Source organism: Streptomyces sp. A0592, assembly GCF_004795115.1.
Taxonomy (GTDB): Bacteria; Actinomycetota; Actinomycetes; order Streptomycetales; family Streptomycetaceae; genus Streptomyces; species Streptomyces erythrochromogenes.
Window position 1 is genome coordinate 1 of record NZ_SSBM01000068.1, and the last position, 20,250, is coordinate 20,250.

A 20,250-nucleotide genomic window follows, 5' to 3' on the forward strand; every position below is an offset into this window, starting at 1 on the left:
GCGACGGCTCCACCGGCCCGTCCGCCGCAGGCCCGGGCGCCCCCGGCGGCCCGCACGGCGAGGCGCAGGGCGCCGGCCGCGCCGCCGTGGCCACCGCCGTCGGCCTCCTCACCGCCGAGGACCTCGACCGGGGCGCCGACGAACTGCGCGAACTGCTGGCCGACGGGGTCGCCTCCGCCGAGCGCCAGCTGTTCGAGCTGCGCACCGCCGCCGCCGACGACTCCCGCATCCTCGGCGCGCTCGGCGACGGCGGCCTGCTGCCGCCCGGCCCCGACGTCCTCGCCACCGTGGAGTACCTCGGCGAACACGGCATCCCCGCGCTCCCCGGCTGGCGCTACCTCGCCCAGGCCGTGGACCCCGCCGACCACGCCGCCGTCCTCGCGGCCCGCCCCGAACTCGTCGACGGCGTCGTCATCACCGACCCCGACACCCACGGCCGGGCCCGCGAGGTCCTCTCCGGCGCCGCCCTGCTGCCCCGCTCCACCGTCGCCGTGGGCACCGCCGCGGCCCTGCTCGCCCCCGTGCCCCCGGCCGGCCCGGACGACGCCGTCTCCGGCATCTTCATCGTCACGCCGAACCCGGCCATGCACGACGAGCACGCCGCCGACGAGGAGCGCCAGGCGCTGCGCACCCGTGCCGGGGCCCGCGACACCGAGATCCGCGACCTCGCCGCCCGCCTCGCAGGCGACCGCGAGCTGTCCGCCCGGCTCGCCTCCTGGCGCACCGGCTGCCCGGCCGGCCGCCTCACCGAGCTCGCCGAACACGCCGCCTCCGCCCGGATGTTCGCCGAGGAGGCCGACGCCGAGCTCGCGGAAGCCCGTACGGTACGCGCCGAGGCCGACGAGGCCGCCGCCGACGCGGCACGCGTCCGCGAGGAGCGCCAGGACACCGCCCAGCGCGCCCGCCGCGCCGCCGACGCCCTCGCCGGCCTCGCCTTCCGCCTGCGCGAACGCGCCGGCTGGCAGGCCCGCGTGCGCGAACTCGCCGACGAGGCCGCCGAGTCCGAGGCCCGCGCCGAGGTCTGCCTCGACCGCGCCCGCGCCGCCGACGAGGACCGCCGCGCCGCCCAGCGCGCCGCCGACGACGCCCGCCGCACCGCCCGGGCCCTGCGCGCCGAGCGCGCCGAGATCGCAGGCGCCCCCGACCAGCTGCCCGACGACAACGGCCCGCGCGTCCCGCTGCCCGACCTGCGCGAGGCCTACCGCGCCGCGTCCCAGCTCTACGAGAAGGTCGGCGTAGGAGCCGACCTGCGCGCCGAACAGGCCCGCGCCGAGAGCGACGAGAGCGCCGCCCTCGCCGAACTCGACCGCCTCACCAACAAGGTCCGCACCCGCGCCGCCCAGCTCCTGGAGGGCACCGACGGCGCGGACGGTCCGTCCCGCCAGGCCGCGGCCGCCCGCGCCGAGTCCCTCGTCCAGATGCTGGAGACCCGGGCGTCGACCGCCAGCGAGCAGCTCGGCCGGCTGCGCGGCGAGGCCGAACGGCACGCCCCGGCCGAAGGCGAGGCGCACACCGAACTGCCCGAGGAACTGGTCCCCGGGGACGTCGACCAGGCGCAGGCCCTGCTGCGCACGGCCACCGCCCAGCTCGCCGCCCACACAGCGGCCGTCGAGGGCGCCCGCGCCGCCCACGCCGACCTGCTGCGGGCCCACCGCACCGCCGAGGACGGCGCCGGAGGCTTCGACGAGACCGCGGCGCTCCTGCGGGACCTGCTGCGCGACCACGCCCACCAGGACGACGAGCAGGAGCCGGTGGCCCACCCCGGCACGCTGGAGGAGGCCCGCCAGTCGGCCACCGAGGCCCGCCGCTCCCTGCGCGGCTGCGCCGCCGACCTGTCGGCCGCCGAGTCCGCGGTGCGCGAGGCGAGCGACATCCTGGTCCGGCACGCCAACGCCACCCGCTACGAGCAGGTACGCACCCCCGCGCGCCAGCAGATCCGCGAACTGCCCGCCTCCGCCCTGCCCGAGCACGCGGCGGCCTGGGCGGCGGCCTTCGCCCCCCGGCTGCGCGTCCTCACCGACGAGCTGGCACAGCTGGAGCGCAACCGCGACAGCATCGTCGACCGGCTGCGCGGCCTGGTCGAATCGGCCCTGGCCACCCTCCGGTCCGCCCAGCGCCTCTCCCAGCTCCCCGAAGGCCTCGGCGAATGGTCCGGGCAGGAGTTCCTGCGGATCCGCTTCGAGGAGCCCGACCAGGCCACCCTCACGGAGCGGCTGGGCGAGGTCATCGACGAGGCGACCCGTGCGGCCGTGAAGAAGAACAGCAGCGCCTCCTTCGGCGAGGGCCGCCGCGACGGAATGTCCCTGCTGCTGAGGGGCGTCCAGGCGGCCCTCGAACCCAAGGGGATCTCCGTGGAGATCCTCAAGCCGGACGCCGTGCTGCGCGCCGAGCGGGTGCCGGTGGGGCAGATGGGCGACGTGTTCTCCGGCGGGCAGCTGCTGACCGCCGCGATCGCGCTGTACTGCACGATGGCGGCGCTGCGCAGCAACGACCGGGGCCGCGACAAGCACCGGCACGCGGGCACGCTGTTCCTCGACAACCCGATCGGCCGTGCCAACGCCACCTACCTGCTGGAGCTCCAGCGGGCCGTGTCGGACGCGCTCGGCGTGCAGCTGCTCTACACGACGGGACTGTTCGACACGACCGCCCTGGCGGAGTTCCCGCTGGTGATCCGCCTGCGCAACGACGCGGACCTGCGGGCGGGCCTTAAGTACATCAGCGTCGAGGAGCACCTGCGCCCGGGCCTGCCGCAGCAGTCCGCCGAGGGGGAGACCATCCACGGCGAGATCACGGCCACCCGGATGTTCCGTCGCAGCGCCGCACCGACCGCCTGACGCGCCCCCGCACGCGTGCTGCGCGAGTCCTGAACGCGCCCGTGAGCCCGTGAGCCCCTGGGCCCGTGGTCCCTGCGCCGATCCGGCGCCGGAGCCCACGGGCCCGCTCAGGCCCTCGGACGCCCGCTCAGCGCCGGCCGAACCCCGCCAGGGGCCCGTCCTCGCGGGCTATTCGGGCCGGGCCTGCGAGCCTGCGCGCCTCCCGCAGGGCCTTGGCCGCCCGCCGGGCCTCCCGGCGGCGCAGCCGCGCCGTACTGCTGGGCTCGGACACGACCCCGTACCGCTGGTTCCACGTCTGCCGGGTGATCCACACGTCCAGCACGGCCCAGGTGGCCGCGATGGTCGCCGCGACCGCGCCGAGAACCATCGGGAAGGCCAGCCAGGAGCCGGTCAGGCTCAGGAAGAACGTGATCGTCGCCTGGGTCAGGGTCACCGCCACGACCAGCACCGCCCGCACCGCCGAGACCCGCACCGGGTCCGGCATCCGGCGCCGGCGCGCCGGCTCCTCCACCCACAGGCCGCGCCTCGCCGCACCGGCGCCCTCTTCACTGCTCATGGTCCGCTCACTCCCCACCGCGGTCCGCCTTGCCTACCCCAACACGTCTACCCTGACGTGCCCCTCGTACAGACAAGACGTCCGGCGGCGCCGGGAGATTCCCGAATCCCGGACGGCTCTTCCGGAGGCAAAGATCGCGGAACGAATAATTCCAGCCATCCATCAGGGTGCGGGAACTGACGCCCCACCAAGTGTCATCTGCCACATATCGGGCCGCTCTTGACCGGAAGTATCGGACAACTGGTGATCTTCACACAGGGGGCAGGCCGAAAACGTCCGGACACGCCTTCGAACCTACTCCTCAGCAGTAGTAGGCTCACGCCGTTTAAATGACGGAACACCGACCCCCGGCAACGGGGTTGACCTGGGGGAGGCTGGGGAGGCCATGCGCTTTCGCGGGAAATCCATCCGCCGGAAGATCGTGGCGTTGCTCCTTGTGCCGCTCGTCTCCCTGACCGCCCTCTGGGGCTTCGCCACGGTCATCACAGGCCGTCAGGCCATCCAACTCTTCGACGTGGCCTACGTCATCGACAAGGTCGGCTACCCGATCGAGGACGTCGCCCGCGTCATCCAGAAGGAGCGGCGCCAGACCCTCGTCGTCCTCGGAGACCCCCGGGCCGCCACCGCCACCGCCGAACTGGCCAAGCGCCGCGCCGAGACCGACCAGGCCGTCGAGAAGATCAGCGTCAGCGCCCGCGACCCGAAGGTCGTCGACGAGCTCAGCCCGCAGAGCGCCCAGCGCCTGCGCTCGATCGTCACCGCGTTCCACGGCATCGGCTCCATGCGCCGCTCCGTCGACCAGAACGCCCTCGATCCCGGCCAGGCCCTGGAGCTCTACAACCGGCTCGTCGACCCCTGCTACGACTTCCTCATGAACCTCCACGGCCTGGACAACGTCGAGGTCGACAAGGAGGGCCGCGCCCTCGTCGGCATCAGCCGCGCCCGCGAGCTCCTCTCCCGCGAGGACGCCGTGATCGCCTCCACCCTCGCCGCGCGCAACATCACCGCGGGCGACATCCGCCGCGTCTCCGACTTCGCCGCCAACCGCACGCTCCTCTACGAGTTCAACCTCGTGACCCTCCCCGCCGGCGACCGGGAGATCTTCGAGGCGTACTGGAAGGACCTCCAGACCCAGCCGCTGCGCGAAGCCGAGGAGCGCTTCATCTCCGGCGGCGCGGTCAACAAGCCGCGCAACCTCACCGCCGCCCAGTGGGACGAGGCCTCCTCCAAGGTCCTCGACGACCTGGCGAGCATGAACACCGACGCCGGCGACCGCTACCAGCGGCGCATCGAGCCCGTGGCCACGGACGTCATGATCCAGGCCGCCGGCGCCGCCCTCCTCGGCTTCCTCGCCCTGATCGTGTCCCTCGTCCTCTCCGTGCGCATCGGCCGCGACCTGGTCCGCGACCTGTCCCGGCTGCGCAAGGAGGCCCACGAGGCCTCGGGCGTCCGCCTGCCCAGCGTCATGCGCCGCCTCGCCGCCGGCGAACACGTCGACGTCGAGACCGAGGCCCCGCACCTCGAATACGAGAAGGACGAGGTCGGCCAGGTCGGCCAGGCCCTCAACACCCTCCAGCGCGCCGCCGTCGAGGCCGCAGTCAAGCAGGCCGACCTGCGGCGCGGCGTCTCCGAGGTGTTCGTCAACCTCGCCCGCCGCAACCAGGTGCTGCTGCACCGCCAGCTGACCCTCCTCGACACGATGGAGCGCCGCACCGAGGACACCGAGGAGCTCGCCGACCTCTTCCGCCTCGACCACATGACCACCCGCATGCGCCGCCACGCCGAAGGCCTGGTGATCCTCTCCGGAGCCGCCCCCTCCCGCCAGTGGCGCAAGCCCGTCCAGCTCATGGACGTCGTACGGGCCGCCGTCGCCGAGGTCGAGGACTACGAGCGCATCGAGGTACGCCGCCTCACCCGCCTCGGCATCGTCGGCCCGGCCGTCGCCGACGTCACCCACCTCATCGCCGAACTCCTGGAGAACGCCACGGTGTTCTCCCCGCCGCACACCGCGGTCCAGGTGCACGGCGAGCGCGTGGCCAACGGCTTCACCCTCGAGATCCACGACCGGGGCCTCGGCATGACCCCGGAGGCGCTGCTCGACGCCAACCTCCGGCTCGCCGAGACCCCCGAGTTCGAACTCTCCGACACCGACCGGCTCGGCCTGTTCGTCGTCAGCCGCCTCGCGCAGCGCCACAGCGTCAAGGTCGTCCTCCAGCCCAGCCCGTACGGGGGCACCACCGCGGTGGTCTTCCTCCCCTCGGCCCTGCTGACCGACGCCCCCGAGACCAGCGGCAGCGGCGTACGGCTGGACGGCCCCCGGCCCGGCAAGGCCGGCAGCCGCGCCGCGAAGGCGGGCCAGATCGGCAGGACGCACTCCGAGCGGCCCGTGACCTCCGCCGTGGAGCGCGCGTCCGCAGGCCGCCCGCTGCCCACCGCCGAACTGCGCGGCCCCGTCGAGCTGGAAGCCCCGCTCGGCGGCCGCGGCCTCGACGGCATGGACGTCCTCGACGACCCCGCCGCCCTGGACGAGGACCCGGCCGCCGTGACGAGCCGCCCGGCCGGCGCCCGCCCGGCCATGGCGACCCTCGACGACGAGACCCCGCCGAACGGCACCCCGCGCAGCGCCCTGCTCGGCCTGCGCCCGGCGGACCGCCCGCACACCGACCGGCACGCCGAGCGGGGCGGCGCCCGGGGCGGCGACCGAGAACCGCTCACCCCCACCGGACCGGTCCGGCTGGACACCCAGCGCCTGGAGGTCCCGCGTCCCGACGGCCCCCGCTCCCAGGGAGCCGTACCGCTGCCGCGCCGCCGCCCCACCCCGACCCTGGTCGCCGAACACGGTCGCCGGGTGGATTCCCGCCCGGTCTCCGTGGTCCCGCAGCAGGCACCCACGGCCGGATCCGACGACACGGAACCCGCCGTCGGCCCGGACATCGGCGGGCTGCCCCGCCGCATCCGCCAGGCCAGCCTGGCACCGCAGCTCAAGAAGTCCGCGTCGTCCGCGCCCGCCGAAGCCGCCCCCGACCAGGTGGCAGACCGCGACGCGGAGGACGTACGCACGCGCATGTCCGCACTCCAGCGTGGCTGGACCGCGGGCCGCAACCGGCACGCACAGCAGCAGTCCGAGACCGAGGCGGGCACAACCCCCGCCGGCGGTCCCGCGAACGAGAACGAAGGGGACGGTCGATGACCGCACCGCAGACCGGCAACGACAGCAGGGGCCGCGGCTCCGGCCCGCTCAACTGGCTCCTCGACGAGCTCGTCGACCGGGTCGGGTCCATCCGCAAGGCGGTGGTCCTCTCCGGCGACGGCCTGCCCACGGGCAGCTCCAAGGACCTGACCCGCGAGGACAGCGAGCACCTGGCGGCGGTCGCCTCCGGGTTCCACAGCCTGGCCAAGGGCGTCGGCCGGCACTTCGACTCCGGCCGGGTCCGCCAGACCGTGGTCGAGCTCGACGAGGCCTTCCTCTTCGTCATGGCCGCGGGCGACGGCAGCTGCCTGGCCGTGCTGGCCGACGCCGACTCCGACGTCGGGCAGGTCGCGTACGAGATGACCCTGATGGTCAAGCGGGTGGGGGACCACCTGGCGACCGCCCCACGCACCGGGCTGCCAGCCGGAGGGTGAGTCGGAAGGCATGAGCGACCCAGGCCAGGACCATCTCGCCGACATTCCCGCCGGCATGCCCTTCGACCCGTCCGCCCCAGACCACGCGCACTGGTTCGACGACGACGCGGGTCCCGTCGTACGCCCCTACGCCATGACCCGCGGGCGGACCAGCCACGCGGGCCAGCACCGTCTCGACCTGATCGCCCTCGTCGTCGCCGAACCGGCGGCCGAGGATCCGGTCTGGGACATGACCCTCTCCCCGGAACACGCCCACATCCTCGGGCTGTGCCGGGGCCGGCCCCAGTCGGTCGCCGAACTCGCGGCCGACCTCGACCTCGCGGTCGGGGTCGTACGCGTCCTCATCGGCGACCTGGTCGATGAGGAACTGGTCCACGTGACCAGGCCGGTACCCCCGGCAGAACTGCCCGATGAATCCATTCTGCGTGAGGTGATCGATGGCCTTCGGGCGCTTTAGCCGCACCGGTGCCATGCACGCGGTGTCGCCGGTCGAGCCGCTGACCTTGAAGATCCTGGTCGCGGGAGGTTTCGGGGTGGGCAAGACCACCCTGGTCAGCGCGGTCAGCGAGATCAGACCGCTCCGTACCGAGGAACGGCTCTCCGAGCCCGGCGTCGGCGTCGACGACACCGGGGGAGTGGAGGGCAAGAGCACCACGACCGTGGCCATGGACTTCGGGCGCATCACGCTCCGCGAGGACCTGGTGCTGTACCTGTTCGGCACGCCCGGACAGGACCGCTTCTGGTTCCTGTGGGACGAGTTGGCCCAGGGCTCCCTGGGCGCCGTGGTCCTCGCGGACACCCGCCGCCTGGCCGACTGCTTCGCGGCCATCGACTACTTCGAGCGGCGCTCGATCCCGTTCGTGGTCGCGGTCAACTGCTTCGACGGAGCGGACCGCCACCCCGTGGTGACCGTACGGACGGCACTCGACCTCGACCCCGGGGTGCCGGTGCTGCTGTGCGACGCACGGGACCGGGAGTCCGTGAAGGACGTACTGGTCGGGGTCGTGGAACACGCGATGTCCCTGGCGCGCGAGCGGCGCCGGAGCCTGTCCGCGGGAGCCTGAACCGGGCACCTGAATCGGGGGCCGCTCCGGCGGCCCGCCGGGGCCCGTCACCGGCGCGACGACATGGGCGCGACCCGTACCCCCGCCGACTGGGGTACGGGCCGCAGCTCTCACGGGGGGTTCGCGGTCCCGGTCGCGGCGCGGGACTGTGGAGCGAGTGTGAACCTGCCGCCGTGGGCCGTCAAGCGTTCGGACGACGAACTGCCGACGCGAGCCGCCGGCGCGCACCTTCACCGCACGGCGACGACGGCCGAGCCGTGCCCGAACAGCCCCTGGTTGGCGGTGATCCCCGCCCGCGCACCGGGCACCTGACGCTCCCCGGCCATACCGCGCAACTGCCACGTCAGCTCGCACACCTGCGCAATGGCCTGGGCCGGCACCGCCTCCCCGAACGAGGCCAGTCCGCCACTGGTGTTGACGGGGATCCGCCCGCCCAGGGCCGTCGCCCCCTCCCGCACCAGCTTCGCCCCTTCGCCCTCGGCGCACAGCCCGATGTCCTCGTACCACTCCAGCTCCAGGGCGGTGGACAGGTCGTACACCTCGGCGAGCGAAAGGTCCTGCGGCCCGAGCCCCGCCTCCTCGTAGGCGGCGCGTGCGATCGAGGACCGGAAGGATCCGGCCACCGGTTCCGCGGCCGTCGTCGAGTCGGTGGCGATGTCCGGCAGGTCCAGCACCGTCCGCGGATAGGTGGGCGTCACCGTCGACACGGCCCGGATCCGCACGGGATCGGCCACCCCGCGCGAGCGTGCGAAGTCCATGCTGGTGAGCACCAGCGCCGCGCCGCCGTCGGAGGTCGCGCAGATGTCCAGCAGCCGGAGCGGATCGGCGACCACCGCCGAGGCCGCGACCTCGTCCGCGGTGACGGCCTTGCGGTAGCGGGCGTGCGGGTTGAGCAGTCCGGCCGCCGCGTTCTTCACCTTGACCTGGGCGAAGTCCTCCAGGGTGTCCCCGTGCACGGCCATCCGGCGGCGGGCATAGAGCGCGAAGTACGCGGGGTTGGTCGCGCCCAGCACGCGGAACCGCAGCCAGTCCGGATCGTCCGGCCGGTCCCCGCCGGCCGGAGCGAAGAACCCCTTGGGAGCCGCGTCCGCGCCGACCACGAGCACCACGTCGGCCAAGCCCGCCAGGATCTGTGCGCGAGCCGCCCCGATCGCCTGGGCCCCCGAGGCGCAGGCCGCGTACACGCTGGTCACCCGGGCCCCCTGCCAGCCGAGGGCCCGGGCGAAGGTGGCCCCGGCCACGTAGCCCGGGTAGCCGGAGCGCACGGTGTCGGCGCCGACGACCGACTCCACGTCCGTCCAGTCCAGTCCGGCGTCCGCGAGCGCCGCCCGGGCCGCCGTCCGCCCGTACTCGACGAAGCTGCGACCCCATTTGCCCCACGGGTGCATGCCGGCCCCCAGGACGGCGACCTCGGCGCTCACGCGGCCCCTCCCACCGGCTTGAACTGCCAGGTCACCCAGGTGGTTTCGGCGTCCTCGTCGAGCACGCCGCCCACCACCTCGACCTCCGTGCCCACCGCCAGGTCGGCGACCCCGATCCCGGGCACGGCCTGCCCCAGCACGACCATCCCCTCGGCCTCCAGCTCCACCGCCAGCAGGGTGTACGGCTCCCAGGGCTCGGCCGGGTCGGACACGTACGGCGCGGGCGGCCGGTAGCGCCCGTCGGTGTAGGACCAGACGCGGCCCCGGGGCGAGAGCGGCACCTCGGCCAGCTCGCCGCCGCCGGGGCACCGCGGGTTGCGGCAGTAGGCGTCCTCGCGGGGGAAGAACACCGCGGTACAGGCCGAGCACCGGGTGCCGAGCAGCCGGAAGCCGCCCCCGTCCGGCGCGTTCTCGGTGAACCACCCGCTCACGACGGGTGTGCGTGTGCGTGCCAAGACCCCTCCCATGCCGAAGAGCTGACGCATCGTCAGAAGCTAGGAGTCTGCCACGGCCGCACGGCCCGGGTCACCGGTTCCCGGCGAGCCACTTGGACGCGATCTCGTCCAGCTCCGCGTCCCGCCCGGCCAGCATCATCCGGATCATCTGCGCGTCCCCGCGCAGCGACCACGCCGGATGCCCGAAGGTGGCCGGATTGTTCCCCTCGATCAGGAAGTGCGCCGGCCAGGCGGTCCCGTACCCGATGAGGGGGAGGGCGGCGAGCCAGCGCCTGCGGCCGCGCGCCACCCCGTAGGCGGCCAGCGCCAGACCGGTGAGCGTGCCGGTGAGATGCACCCAGCGGGTGGCTGCGCGGGAGTGCATCGCGACGTAGTACGGCCAGAATTCCTCGTACGAGCTGAATGTCATGCGGGCAAGGTACTCACGGCCGGACCTCGGCGACAGCGACGGGGAAGTCGAAATACGAGTCCGGGTAGGCCTCGGGCTTGTACGTGAAATGCCACCACTCCTCGGGAAGGTTCACGAACCCCTGCCCGCCCAGCACCCGCTTCAGCAACTGCCGGTTGGCGCGGGCGGCACCCGTCACCCGTGGATCGTCCGTGTGCGACAGCGGATCGAAGAAATCGAAGGCGGTCCCCATGTCGACCTCCCGGCCGGAGAGTTCCACCAGCGTCAGGTCGACCGTGCTCCCACGGCTGTGCCCGGACTTCTCCGCGATGTACCCGTCGGGAATCAGCCGCCCGCGCTCCACCCGCGGATAGAACTCCGCCTTGCGCGCGAGGTCCTCCGGACCGTCCTCCTCCCGCGCCCACCGCACGAACAGGTCGACCGCCCGCTGCGGCCGGTAGCAGTCGTACACCCGCAGCGAGTAGCCCTGGCGCAACAGCACCCGCTGCGCCCGCCGCAGTGCCTCCGCGGCCGGCCGGGCCAGCAGGCACTCCGGCTCCTCGTACCCGTCGACCGCGGCGCCGGTGAAGTTCCGCTCGCCGGCGTACCGCATGTCCTGCCGGATACTCGGATCCACCTCCCGCAGCGCAGCGAATCCGGGCGGCGCCGCAGCCCCGCCCGCCAGCAGCCCGACCAGTCCCACAACAGCCGTCATCCGCATACCCCTTGGCATACCATCACCGCATGCCGGAACACCTGAGGGACTCGCACTGCTCCACCTGCGGAGCGCCGTACGGCACCACCGCCTGGCCCCGCACCTGCCCGTCGTGCGGTGCCACCGCCTACCGCAACCCCCTCCCCGTGGCCGTCACCCTCCTCCCCGTCGAGGACGCGGACGGCACCGGCCTCGTGGTCATCACCCGGACGATCGAACCCGCCCTCGGCGGCATCGCCCTGCCCGGCGGCTTCATCGACTTCGGCGAGGACTGGCGCGACGCCGTCGTCCGCGAGCTGCGCGAGGAGACCGGCATCACCGCCCCCGCCTCGGAGGTAACCCTGGCCGACGCCCTCAGCTCCCCGGCAGGCCACCTCCTCCTCTTCGGCCTCCTGCCGCCACGCCCCGCGGACACCCTCCCCGCCTCGAAGCCGACGGACGAGACCACGGGCTGGCACGTCCTGCGCGCCCCCACCCCCCTGGCCTTCCCCCTCCACACCCAGGCGGCCACCTCCTGGTTCGCGGGCGCGTACAGCTGACGACCGCAGCCGGCGCCGGGGCCACCCACGCCCCGCCGGCGGCCGAGGCGCGACCATCTCCGGCCCCGCCGGCGTTCGAGGCCCGGGGTCCGGGGCGGAGCCCCGTCCTGAACCGGCGCCTGCCCCCCGCCTACAGCCCCCGCACCACGGCGTCCCGCACCGCCGTGCCGGCCTCGTCCTCCACCACCACGCTCTCCCCGGCCCACCGCGAGGTGTACCGCTCGACCACGCCCGCGCCGAAGCCCGGTCCCGGGTCCCGGACCACGACCCCGCCGCCCGTACGGCCCCGGGCGGGTGCCCAGACCTCCAGCTCCACCCCGCCGCCGTCCCCGGACGCCGCCCGCACCGGCAGTACCGCACCCGCCCGCGCCAGCACCGGGATCCGTCCCCGCGGGGCGTCCAGCAGGATCTGCCCCGGCCCCTCGTACGCCGCCCCCGTCGCGGTGTCGTACCACCGGCCCCGCGGCAGCCGTACCGCCCGCCGGTCCGCCCCGCACTCCAGCACCGGTGCGACCAGCAGTGCATCACCCAGCAGGAACGTGTCCCCGCAGTCCCGCAGCCGCCGGTCCTCCGGAGCCCCCCACCACACCGGCCGCACGTACGGGGCGCCCGTCCGCCGTGCCATGTGGGCCAGCGTCACGAAGTACGGCCGCAGCCGCTCCCGTTCCGCCATCACCGCCCGCGCCTCCTCCTCCACCTCCGGCCCGAACTCCCACGGCTCCCGCCGCCCCGCCCAGATCGCCGAATGCGTGCGGAACAACGGCAGGTACGCGCCCAGCTGCAGCCACCGCACGAACAGCTCCGGCGACGGCGAACCGCCGAACCCGCCCACGTCCGGACCCGAGTACGGCACCCCGCACAGGCCCAGCCCCAGCACCAGCGCCAGCGAGGCCCGAAGCCCCTCCCAGCTGGTCTCCACATCGCCCGACCAGGTACCCCCGTACCGCTGCATGCCCGCCCACCCCGAGCGGGAGAACAGGAACGGCCGCTCCTGCGGCCGCAGCCGGACGAGGCCCTCCCACCCCGCCCGTGCCATGCCCAGCGCGTACACGTTGTGCCCCTGGCGGTGGTCGCCGCCCGCCCCGTCCATCGCGTGGCGCGCCGATCGCGGCAGCGTGGTGTCCCCGAACGCCGCGAAGGACACCGGCTCGTTCATGTCGTGCCAGAAGCCGGAGAAGCCCTGCGCCAGCCGTTCCTCGTACAGCCCGCCCCACCATTCCCGCACCGCCGGATCCGTGAAGTCCGGATAGGCGCACTCACCCGGCCACACCTCCCCGCGCACCTCCCTGCCGCCCGCGTCCCGTACGAAGGCGCCCCCCGACCCCACCGTCAGCCCGGCGGCGTGCAGCGCGTCCCCCGCCTTGACCGCCGGGTCCACGATCGAGACGAGCCGCACCCCCTGCTCCCGCAACTCCCCGGCCAGGCCCGGCAGGTCGGGGAACTTCTCCTCGTCCACCGTGAACACCCGGTGCCCGTCGTAGTGGTCGATGTCCAGGTGTACGGCCGACAGCGCGAGCCCGCGCGACGCGTACCCGGCGACCACCCGCCGCACCTCGGCCGCGCTCCCGAAACCCCATCGCGCGTGCTGGTACCCCAGCGCCCACTCCGGCGGCACGGCGGCCCCGCCCGTCAGCCCCGACCAGCCCTGGAGCACCCGCGCCGGCGTCCCCACCAGCACCCAGCAGCGCAGCGGCCCGCCCTCCATGCGCAGCTCGCTCACCCCCGGACGGTCCTGCCCCGAACCGACGCCCTCCTCACCCTCGCGCAGCAGCACCCGGCCGTCCCAGCAGTTGTCGTGGAAGACCAGGTGGGTCCCCGCGTCCGCCACGACCATCTGCACCGGCATCGTGAGGTACAGCGGATCGACGCCCGGCCCGAAACCGCCCTTGGGGTCCGTGTTCCACAGCCGGTACGCCCCGTCGCGCAGCCTCGGCCCCGCCGCCCGCCCCCCGAGCCCGAAGAACCGCGCGTCCGCCGGCACCTCACTGCGCACCACCCACCGCCCGCCACCCACCGGTCCCGAGTCGGCCGGATCTCCCGCGGGTCGCGTCCCGCCCGCAGCCGCGTCCGTCCCACCCGCCGCGCCCGGGGCCGCGTCCGCGGGCGCGGCGGAGCCGGCCCCCTCTGCGCCCTCCCCGGCGAGGGGCGCCGGCTCCCACCACCGCGGCGGCGACTCCCGCCGCAGCACCGTCCCGCCCGGCGTGCGCACCTCCACCGCCCCGTGCCGCGACACCGCCACCGTGACCCGCTCCGACACCACCCGCCAGCCGCCCCCGGTGTCCGGCTCCAGCACCGCCCGCAGGTCCGGCTCGGGCCCGCTCCCCACCACCGCGTACGAGGGCGTCGCACCGGCCCCGTCCCAGGCCCAGAACACCACCCCGCCCGCCATCACCCGCACCACCAGCTCCGAGCGCGCGAACCGCAGCACGCCCCCGCCCGGCCGGGGCTCCGTACCCACCAGCAGACCCGGCACCCGCGCCCGCTCCGCGCCCCGGCGCGGGAGCCCCACCGCGTCCGCGCGGCGTCGGCGCCATGCCGAGAGCCAGGCGCGCCGCCCGCGCTCCGTACCGATGTCCTTCACCGCACGCACCAGCTCACGACCGTCCATGCCGATCACCCTGCCACCGGTCCCCGGCCGAGGGGACGGCGTTCAACTGCCGTTCACCCGACGGCGGCGTTCCCCGCCGCTCACCCGACCGGCCAGGTCGACCCTGGTGCAGCCGTCGATCACATGGCATCGTCCCTGTGAGCCGCCGCGCGCGCACCCCCCGCGCGATGGCACCGTACGCACACGAAGCGCGAGCCGCAGACTTGACCGGGAGCCGATCCATGACCTCAGCCACCCAGCCGGAACCCCTCTGGGCGCCGGGCCCCGACCGGATCGCCGCGGCCCGGATCACCGCCTTCCAGGCCTGGGCCGCGACGCGCTTCGGAGCCCCCGCGGAGGGCGGCTACCCGGCCCTGCACCGCTGGTCGGTCGACGAGCTCGACACCTTCTGGCAGGCCGTCGCCGAATGGTTCGACGTCCGCTTCACCACCCCGTACGAGTCCGTACTCGCCGACCGGTCCATGCCCGGCGCGCAGTGGTTCACCGGAGCCACCCTCAACTACGCCGAGCACGCGCTGCGCGCCGCGGAGGACCCGGCCCGCGCCGACGACCCCGCCCTGCTGTACGTGGACGAGACCCACGAGGCCGTCCCCGTCACCTGGGCCGAACTCCGCCGCCAGGTCGGCTCCCTCGCCGCCGAACTGCGCGCCCTCGGCGTACGCCCCGGCGACCGTGTCAGCGGCTACCTCCCCAACATCCCCGAGGCGGCCGTGGCCCTCCTCGCCACCGCCGCGGTCGGCGGCGTGTGGACCTCCTGCGCGCCCGACTTCGGCGCCCGCAGCGTCCTCGACCGCTTCCAGCAGGTCGAACCCGTCGTCCTGTTCACCGTGGACGGCTACCGCTACGGCGGCAAGGAGCATGACCGCCGCGACGCCGTCGCCGAGCTCCGCGCGGAGCTGCCCTCCCTGCGCGCCGTCGTCCACATCCCGCTCCTCGGCACGCCCGCGCCCGACGGCGCCCTCGACTGGTCCGCGCTCACCGCCGCCGACACCGAGCCCGTCTTCGAGCCGGTCCCCTTCGACCACCCCCTCTGGGTCCTCTACTCCTCCGGTACGACCGGCCTGCCCAAGGCCATCGTCCAGTCCCAGGGCGGCATCCTCCTCGAACACCTCAAGCAGCTCGGCCTGCACTGCGACCTCGGCCCGGAGGACCGGTTCTTCTGGTACACCTCCACCGGCTGGATGATGTGGAACTTCCTCGTCTCCGGACTCCTCACCGGCACCACCGTCGTCCTCTACGACGGCAGCCCCGGCTACCCGGACACGGGCGCCCAGTGGCGCATCGCCGAACGCACCCGCGCCACCCTCTACGGCACCTCCGCCGCCTACGTCATGGCCTGCCGCAAGGCCGAGGTCCACCCGTCCCGCGACTTCGACCTCTCCGCGGTGAAGTGCGTGGCGACCACCGGCTCCCCGCTCCCGCCCGACGGCTTCCGCTGGCTCCACGACGAGGTCGCCGAAGACCTCTGGATCGCCTCCGTCAGCGGCGGCACCGACGTCTGCAGCTGCTTCGCGGGCGCCGTCCCCACCCTCCCCGTGCACATCGGCGAGCTCCAGGCGGCCTGCCTCGGCACGGACCTCCAGGCCTGGGACCCCTCGGGCAAGCCGGTCGTCGGAGAGGTGGGCGAGCTCGTCGTCACCAACCCCATGCCGTCCATGCCGATCCACTTCTGGAACGACCCCGACGGCAGCCGCTACCGCGACAGCTACTTCGAGATGTTCCCGGGCACCTGGCGCCACGGGGACTGGATCACGATCACCGACCACGGCTCGGTGATCATCCACGGCCGCTCGGACTCCACGCTCAACCGCCAGGGCGTACGGATGGGCTCCGCCGACATCTACGAGGCCGTCGAGCGGCTGCCCGAGATCAAGGAGTCCCTGGTCATCGGCCTGGAGGAGCCGAACGGCGGGTACTGGATGCCGCTCTTCGTCCATCTGGCCCCGGGCGCGGCCCTGGACGACGAACTGCGCGCCCGGATCAAGGCGACGATCCGCGAGGAACTCTCCCCGCGCCACGTCCCCGACGAGGTCATCGAGGTGCCGGCCATCCCGCACACCCTCACCGGCAAGCGCATCGAGGTGCCGGTCAAGCGGCTCCTCCAGGGCACCCCGCTGGCCAAGGCGGTCAACCCGGGCTCCGTCGACAACATCGGCCTCCTCGGTTTCTACGAGGAACTGGCCCGCACGCGCACCCGCGACTGAGGTCACTGTCAGTGGTCATGGTTACGTTGAGTGAGCAAGTGTTCGCACTCAGGGGGAGCCAGCCATGCCACACCAGAACGACACCGGTACCCACCGGACCCGCAGCACCCACCGGCGCCGCGCGCTGCGCCGCGAGGTCCCCGGCACCGTCGGCCTCCTGGCCGACGCCGGGGACTTCGCGGCCATGTGCGCCTATCGCAGCTTCGGCTTCGACCGCCACGCCGACTACGCCGAATACCTCCACCACGTCGACGGCCTGCTCCGGTCCTTCGCGGCCCGGGGCCTCCACACCACCGTGGCCCTCTTCGATCCCGACGAGTACGCCGAATACTGCGGCGAGCACGGGCTGGACCCGGACACGTCCGAGACCCGTACCCGCTTCACCGCGGAGCTCGCCGGCAGCGGGACCGTCCTGCCCTACACCGGCCAGCCCATCGGCGAGCTCGTCCCGCTCCTCGTCGACGAAGCAGTCCGCCACGCCACCTGGGAGTACGCCACCGCCGTCCTCGCCCGGGTGGGACGCTGCGCGGACTGCGGCGAGGACATCGGCCACGCCTCCTTCGACCGCGCTGCCGACGCGCTCGAACGCCTCGTCGCCGGAGCCGGCCCCGGCCACCACCACTTCGTCTGCAGCGTCCCGACCGAGGACGAGCAGCTCGTCGCCGTCCTGCACGCCGACAGCAGCGGCGATCCGGACACCCCGCCGCGCATCGAGGGCCGCGAGAGCCTCGACTTCGTGACGGTCCTCGCCGCGGGCCTGGCCCTGGGCGGGCCCGGGGGACTGGTCCTGCGCAGCACCACCGAGGGCCATCGGGACCGGGTCCACGGCTGGCGCCTGGACCGTGGCCGCCTCACGGCCCTCTCGGCGGCCGCCGTCTTCAACGCCTACTGCACCGACGCCGACACAGGAGACCCCGTCTCCCCGGAACCGGGCGTCGAATACTGCCCCGGCTACGAGGTCGACGCCCCGGGCCCGCACCACTGAACGACCGTGGGGCCCCCGCCACCGGCGAGGGCCCCACGATCCACACGACACACCCTCCGGCTACTCGCCGGAGAGCACCGCCTGGGCGGCCACGCGGGCCTCTTCGGCGCTGTCCGCCGCACGGGCCGCCGCCGCGGCACGCTCACACTGCGCCAGCGTGTGCTTGGCGAGCGTCGCCCGGACGTAGGGGATCGACGCGGCACCCATCGACAGGGAGGTGACACCCAGACCGGTCAGCACACAGGCCAGCAGCGGGTCGGAGGCGGCCTCGCCACAGACGCCGCAGCTCTTGCCCTCCGCCCTGGCGGCCTCGGCCGACATGGCGATCAGGTCGAGCAGCGCGGGCTGCCACGGGTCCTGGAGCCGGGAGACGGCGCCGACCTGCCGGTCGGCGGCGAAGGCGTACTGCGCGAGGTCGTTGGTCCCCAGCGAGAGGAACTCGACCTCCTGCAGGATCGAGCGCGCACGGAGCGCGGCGGAGGGGATCTCCACCATCGCGCCGAACTTCGCCTGGAGGCCGGCCTCTCGGCAGGCGTCGGCGAAGGCCTTCGCGTCGGCCCGGTCGGCCACCATCGGCGCCATGACCTCGAGGTGCACCGGCAGGCCCTCGGCCGCCTTCGCCAGCGCGGTCAGCTGCGTACGCAGCACCTCCGGGTGGTCCAGCAGCGAGCGCAGCCCGCGCACGCCCAGGGCCGGGTTCGGCTCGTCGGCCGGGGTCAGGAAGTCCAGCGGCTTGTCGGCGCCCGCATCGAGCACGCGTACGACGACACGCCCCTCGGGGAAGGCCTCGAGCACCTTGCGGTAGGACTCGATCTGCTTCTCCTCGGACGGAGCCTTCTTGCTGTCGTCCAGGAAGAGGAACTCCGTGCGGAACAGGCCCACACCCTCGGCTCCGGCCTCGACGGCCGCCGGCACGTCCGCGGGACCGCCGACATTGGCCAACAGCGGCACCTTGTGGCCGTCGGAGGTCGCCCCGGGACCGGACGAGGCGGCCAGCGCCGCCTTGCGCTCGGCGGCCGCGGCCTCCAGCTCGGCCCGCTTCTCCGCGGACGGGTCGAGGAACAGATCGCCCGTGCTGCCGTCCACCGCGATCATGGTGCCCTCGGCGATCTCACCGGCACCCGGCAGCGCCACGATCGCCGGCACGCCCAGCGCCCGCGCGAGGATCGCGCTGTGGCTGGTCGGCCCGCCCTCCTCGGTCACGAAGCCGAGGACGAGGGCCGGGTCGAGCAGCGCGGTGTCGGCGGGTGCCAGGTCCCGCGCGATCAGCACGTACGGCTCGTCGCTGTCGGGCACACCGGGCATTGGTACGCCGAGCAGCCGCGCCACGATCCGGTTCCGTACGTCGTCCAGGTCGGCCACCCGGCCGGCCATGTACTCGCCGGCTCCCGCGAGCAGGTCGCGGTAGGCGGCGAAGGCGTCGTACACACCGCGCTCGGCGGTGCTGCCGACGGCGATCCGCCGGTCGACGTCCGCCATCAGCTCGGGGTCCTCGGCGATCATCGCCTGGGCCTCCAACACGTGCTGGGCCTCGCCACCGGCCAGCTGGCCACGCGCGATGAGGTCGGCCGCCACGGCACTCACGGCCTGGCGGGCGCGCCCCTGTTCGCGCGCCGCCTCGTCGGCGGTGATCTGCCTGGCCGGCGGCTCGAGGACCGCCGTACCCATGTGCCGCACCTCGCCGATCGCCACCCCGTGGCTCACGCCGACGCCTCGCAGCGTTGTCTCCATTTCACCCGTCTCCGATTGGGCGGCGGCCCTGGCCGCCGCGATGGATGTCCGTCACGCCCGTGCTGGGCGGAAGGGTCACTGCCAGCTGAAGAGAACTTCGTCAGCCTTCACGTCGCCGGACTCGACGACGCCGGACAGGGACTCGGCCGTCGCCTCGAGCGCCACGACCGGGCAGATCGGGGACTTGCCGAGGGCCTCGACGGCAGCGGGGTTCCAACGGATGACCGCCTGGCCGCGGGTCACGGTGTCGCCCTTGTTGACGAGCAGCTCAAAGCCCTCGCCGTTGAGCTGGACCGTGTCGATGCCGAGGTGCGTGAGTACACCGTGCCCCTCACCGTCGACCACCACGTACGCGTGCGGGTGCAGGGAGACCACCACACCGTCGACGGGGGAGACCGCCTCAGAAGGCTCGCGCACGGGGTCGATGGCAGTGCCCGGCCCCACCATCGCGCCGGAGAACACGGGATCCGGCACTGCCGCGAGTCCGATGGCGCGACCGGCAAGAGGGGACGTCACGCTGGTCATGAGGGGCCTCCCAGGGGTGGGGCTTTCGGTGTCGCCGTCACTGACTGTTGCGAACGGCGTACTCTTCTGAAGGATAAGTCACTAGATGTTCGGGTTCGTCCGATGTAGGTACCGATCCGGACGGGCCCTTCGGCACGGAGACTAGTGGACTAGACCGGTGGACTAGACCATACGCCTGAATCGATTTGCTTGGGCACCCCCCGGCCTGTACTGTCGTGACTCCCGCCAGGACGCCCCGCGTGAACATCTCGCGAACGGCAGATGGACGGGCACCCTCCTCTTCAGCTTCCATCTCGATCTCCGCCCCTTATTCGTATGCCCTTTCGGGAATGCGGCGAGTGGTCGGGGAGAAGGAAATTCGCTGATAGAGTCGGAACCGCCGGAAAGGGAAACGCGAAAGCGAAAACCTGGAAAGCGCCGAGGAAGTCGGACACGAAAGAGTCTGATAGAGTCGGAAACGCAAGACAGCAGAATGAAAGCCCGGAGGAAAGCCCGAGAGGGTGAGTACAAAGGAAGCGTCCGTTCCTTGAGAACTCAACAGCGTGCCAAAAATCAACGCCAGAAGTTGATACCCCGTCCACTTCGGTGGATGAGGTTCCTT

General features: G+C 73.6%; 15 protein-coding genes and 1 pseudogene. 8 read left to right on the top strand and 8 right to left on the bottom strand.

What is annotated here, in order from left to right:
• Positions 1-2,834 (top strand): annotated as a pseudogene (locus E6U81_RS38220) (hypothetical protein); the annotation flags it as partial.
• 127 nt (positions 2,835-2,961) lie between these two features.
• Here the strand turns inward: E6U81_RS38220 and E6U81_RS38225 are convergent.
• Complete coding sequence (locus E6U81_RS38225; RefSeq protein ID WP_136234596.1) at positions 2,962-3,390, bottom strand: hypothetical protein; 429 nt, start codon at positions 3,388-3,390, stop codon at positions 2,962-2,964.
• A gap of 385 nt (positions 3,391-3,775) precedes the next feature.
• Here E6U81_RS38225 and E6U81_RS38230 point away from each other — a divergent pair, with 385 nt between their 5' ends.
• Genes E6U81_RS38230 through E6U81_RS38245 form a run of 4 tightly spaced genes read left to right on the top strand, consistent with a single transcriptional unit; the run spans position 3,776 to position 8,078 of the window.
• On the top strand, positions 3,776-6,580 hold the full coding sequence (locus E6U81_RS38230; RefSeq protein ID WP_136234597.1) for a nitrate- and nitrite sensing domain-containing protein: 2,805 nt from the start codon (positions 3,776-3,778) through the stop codon (positions 6,578-6,580).
• Positions 6,577-7,014 (top strand): roadblock/LC7 domain-containing protein, encoded by a 438-nt coding sequence (locus tag E6U81_RS38235; protein WP_030964627.1) that lies wholly within the window; start codon positions 6,577-6,579, stop codon positions 7,012-7,014. The genes E6U81_RS38230 and E6U81_RS38235 overlap by 4 nt, the downstream gene beginning before the upstream one ends.
• A 55-nt stretch (positions 7,015-7,069) precedes the next feature.
• Entirely contained in the window at positions 7,070-7,471 is a 402-nt protein-coding gene (locus tag E6U81_RS38240) for a DUF742 domain-containing protein (RefSeq protein ID WP_136234607.1), read from the top strand.
• A gap of 13 nt (positions 7,472-7,484) precedes the next feature.
• Positions 7,485-8,078 (top strand): ATP/GTP-binding protein, encoded by a 594-nt coding sequence (locus tag E6U81_RS38245; RefSeq protein ID WP_136234598.1) that lies wholly within the window; start codon positions 7,485-7,487, stop codon positions 8,076-8,078.
• Between the two features lie 230 nt (positions 8,079-8,308).
• On the opposite strand, the gene E6U81_RS38250 is transcribed toward E6U81_RS38245, so the two are convergent.
• The 4 genes from E6U81_RS38250 to E6U81_RS38265 all read right to left on the bottom strand — a co-directional run bounded on the left by E6U81_RS38250 (position 8,309) and on the right by E6U81_RS38265 (position 11,057).
• Positions 8,309-9,499, bottom strand: coding sequence for a lipid-transfer protein (locus tag E6U81_RS38250; RefSeq protein ID WP_136234599.1), 1,191 nt, complete (start codon positions 9,497-9,499; stop codon positions 8,309-8,311).
• Complete coding sequence (locus tag E6U81_RS38255; protein ID WP_240804262.1) at positions 9,496-9,954, bottom strand: zinc ribbon domain-containing protein; 459 nt, start codon at positions 9,952-9,954, stop codon at positions 9,496-9,498. The genes E6U81_RS38250 and E6U81_RS38255 overlap by 4 nt, the downstream gene beginning before the upstream one ends.
• 70 nt (positions 9,955-10,024) lie before the next feature.
• A complete protein-coding gene (locus E6U81_RS38260; RefSeq protein ID WP_136234600.1) occupies positions 10,025-10,363 on the bottom strand; it encodes a DUF962 domain-containing protein in 339 nt (112 codons plus the stop codon).
• A gap of 13 nt (positions 10,364-10,376) precedes the next feature.
• Positions 10,377-11,057, bottom strand: a complete 681-nt coding sequence (locus tag E6U81_RS38265; RefSeq protein ID WP_240804263.1) for a M15 family metallopeptidase — start codon at positions 11,055-11,057, stop codon at positions 10,377-10,379.
• A gap of 29 nt (positions 11,058-11,086) precedes the next feature.
• Here E6U81_RS38265 and E6U81_RS38270 point away from each other — a divergent pair, with 29 nt between their 5' ends.
• On the top strand, positions 11,087-11,596 hold the full coding sequence (locus E6U81_RS38270) for an NUDIX domain-containing protein (protein WP_136234602.1): 510 nt from the start codon (positions 11,087-11,089) through the stop codon (positions 11,594-11,596).
• Positions 11,597-11,726: 130 nt separating this feature from the next.
• On the opposite strand, the gene E6U81_RS38275 is transcribed toward E6U81_RS38270, so the two are convergent.
• Positions 11,727-14,204, bottom strand: coding sequence for a glycoside hydrolase family 31 protein (locus E6U81_RS38275; protein WP_240804264.1), 2,478 nt, complete (start codon positions 14,202-14,204; stop codon positions 11,727-11,729).
• A 221-nt stretch (positions 14,205-14,425) separates the two neighbouring features.
• Here E6U81_RS38275 and E6U81_RS38280 point away from each other — a divergent pair, with 221 nt between their 5' ends.
• Together E6U81_RS38280 and E6U81_RS38285 are read left to right on the top strand one after the other, a co-directional pair.
• On the top strand, positions 14,426-16,408 hold the full coding sequence (locus E6U81_RS38280) for an acetoacetate--CoA ligase (protein ID WP_136234604.1): 1,983 nt from the start codon (positions 14,426-14,428) through the stop codon (positions 16,406-16,408).
• A gap of 64 nt (positions 16,409-16,472) precedes the next feature.
• Complete coding sequence (locus E6U81_RS38285) at positions 16,473-17,393, top strand: hypothetical protein (protein ID WP_136234605.1); 921 nt, start codon at positions 16,473-16,475, stop codon at positions 17,391-17,393.
• A 60-nt stretch (positions 17,394-17,453) separates the two neighbouring features.
• Here the strand turns inward: E6U81_RS38285 and ptsP are convergent, their stop codons facing one another.
• Both ptsP and E6U81_RS38295 read right to left on the bottom strand, forming a co-directional pair.
• Positions 17,454-19,124 (bottom strand): phosphoenolpyruvate--protein phosphotransferase, encoded by a 1,671-nt coding sequence (gene ptsP / locus E6U81_RS38290; protein WP_136234606.1) that lies wholly within the window; start codon positions 19,122-19,124, stop codon positions 17,454-17,456.
• A gap of 75 nt (positions 19,125-19,199) precedes the next feature.
• Positions 19,200-19,649 (bottom strand): PTS glucose transporter subunit IIA, encoded by a 450-nt coding sequence (locus tag E6U81_RS38295; RefSeq protein ID WP_053677655.1) that lies wholly within the window; start codon positions 19,647-19,649, stop codon positions 19,200-19,202.
• Between the last annotated feature and the right edge of the window lie 601 nt (positions 19,650-20,250).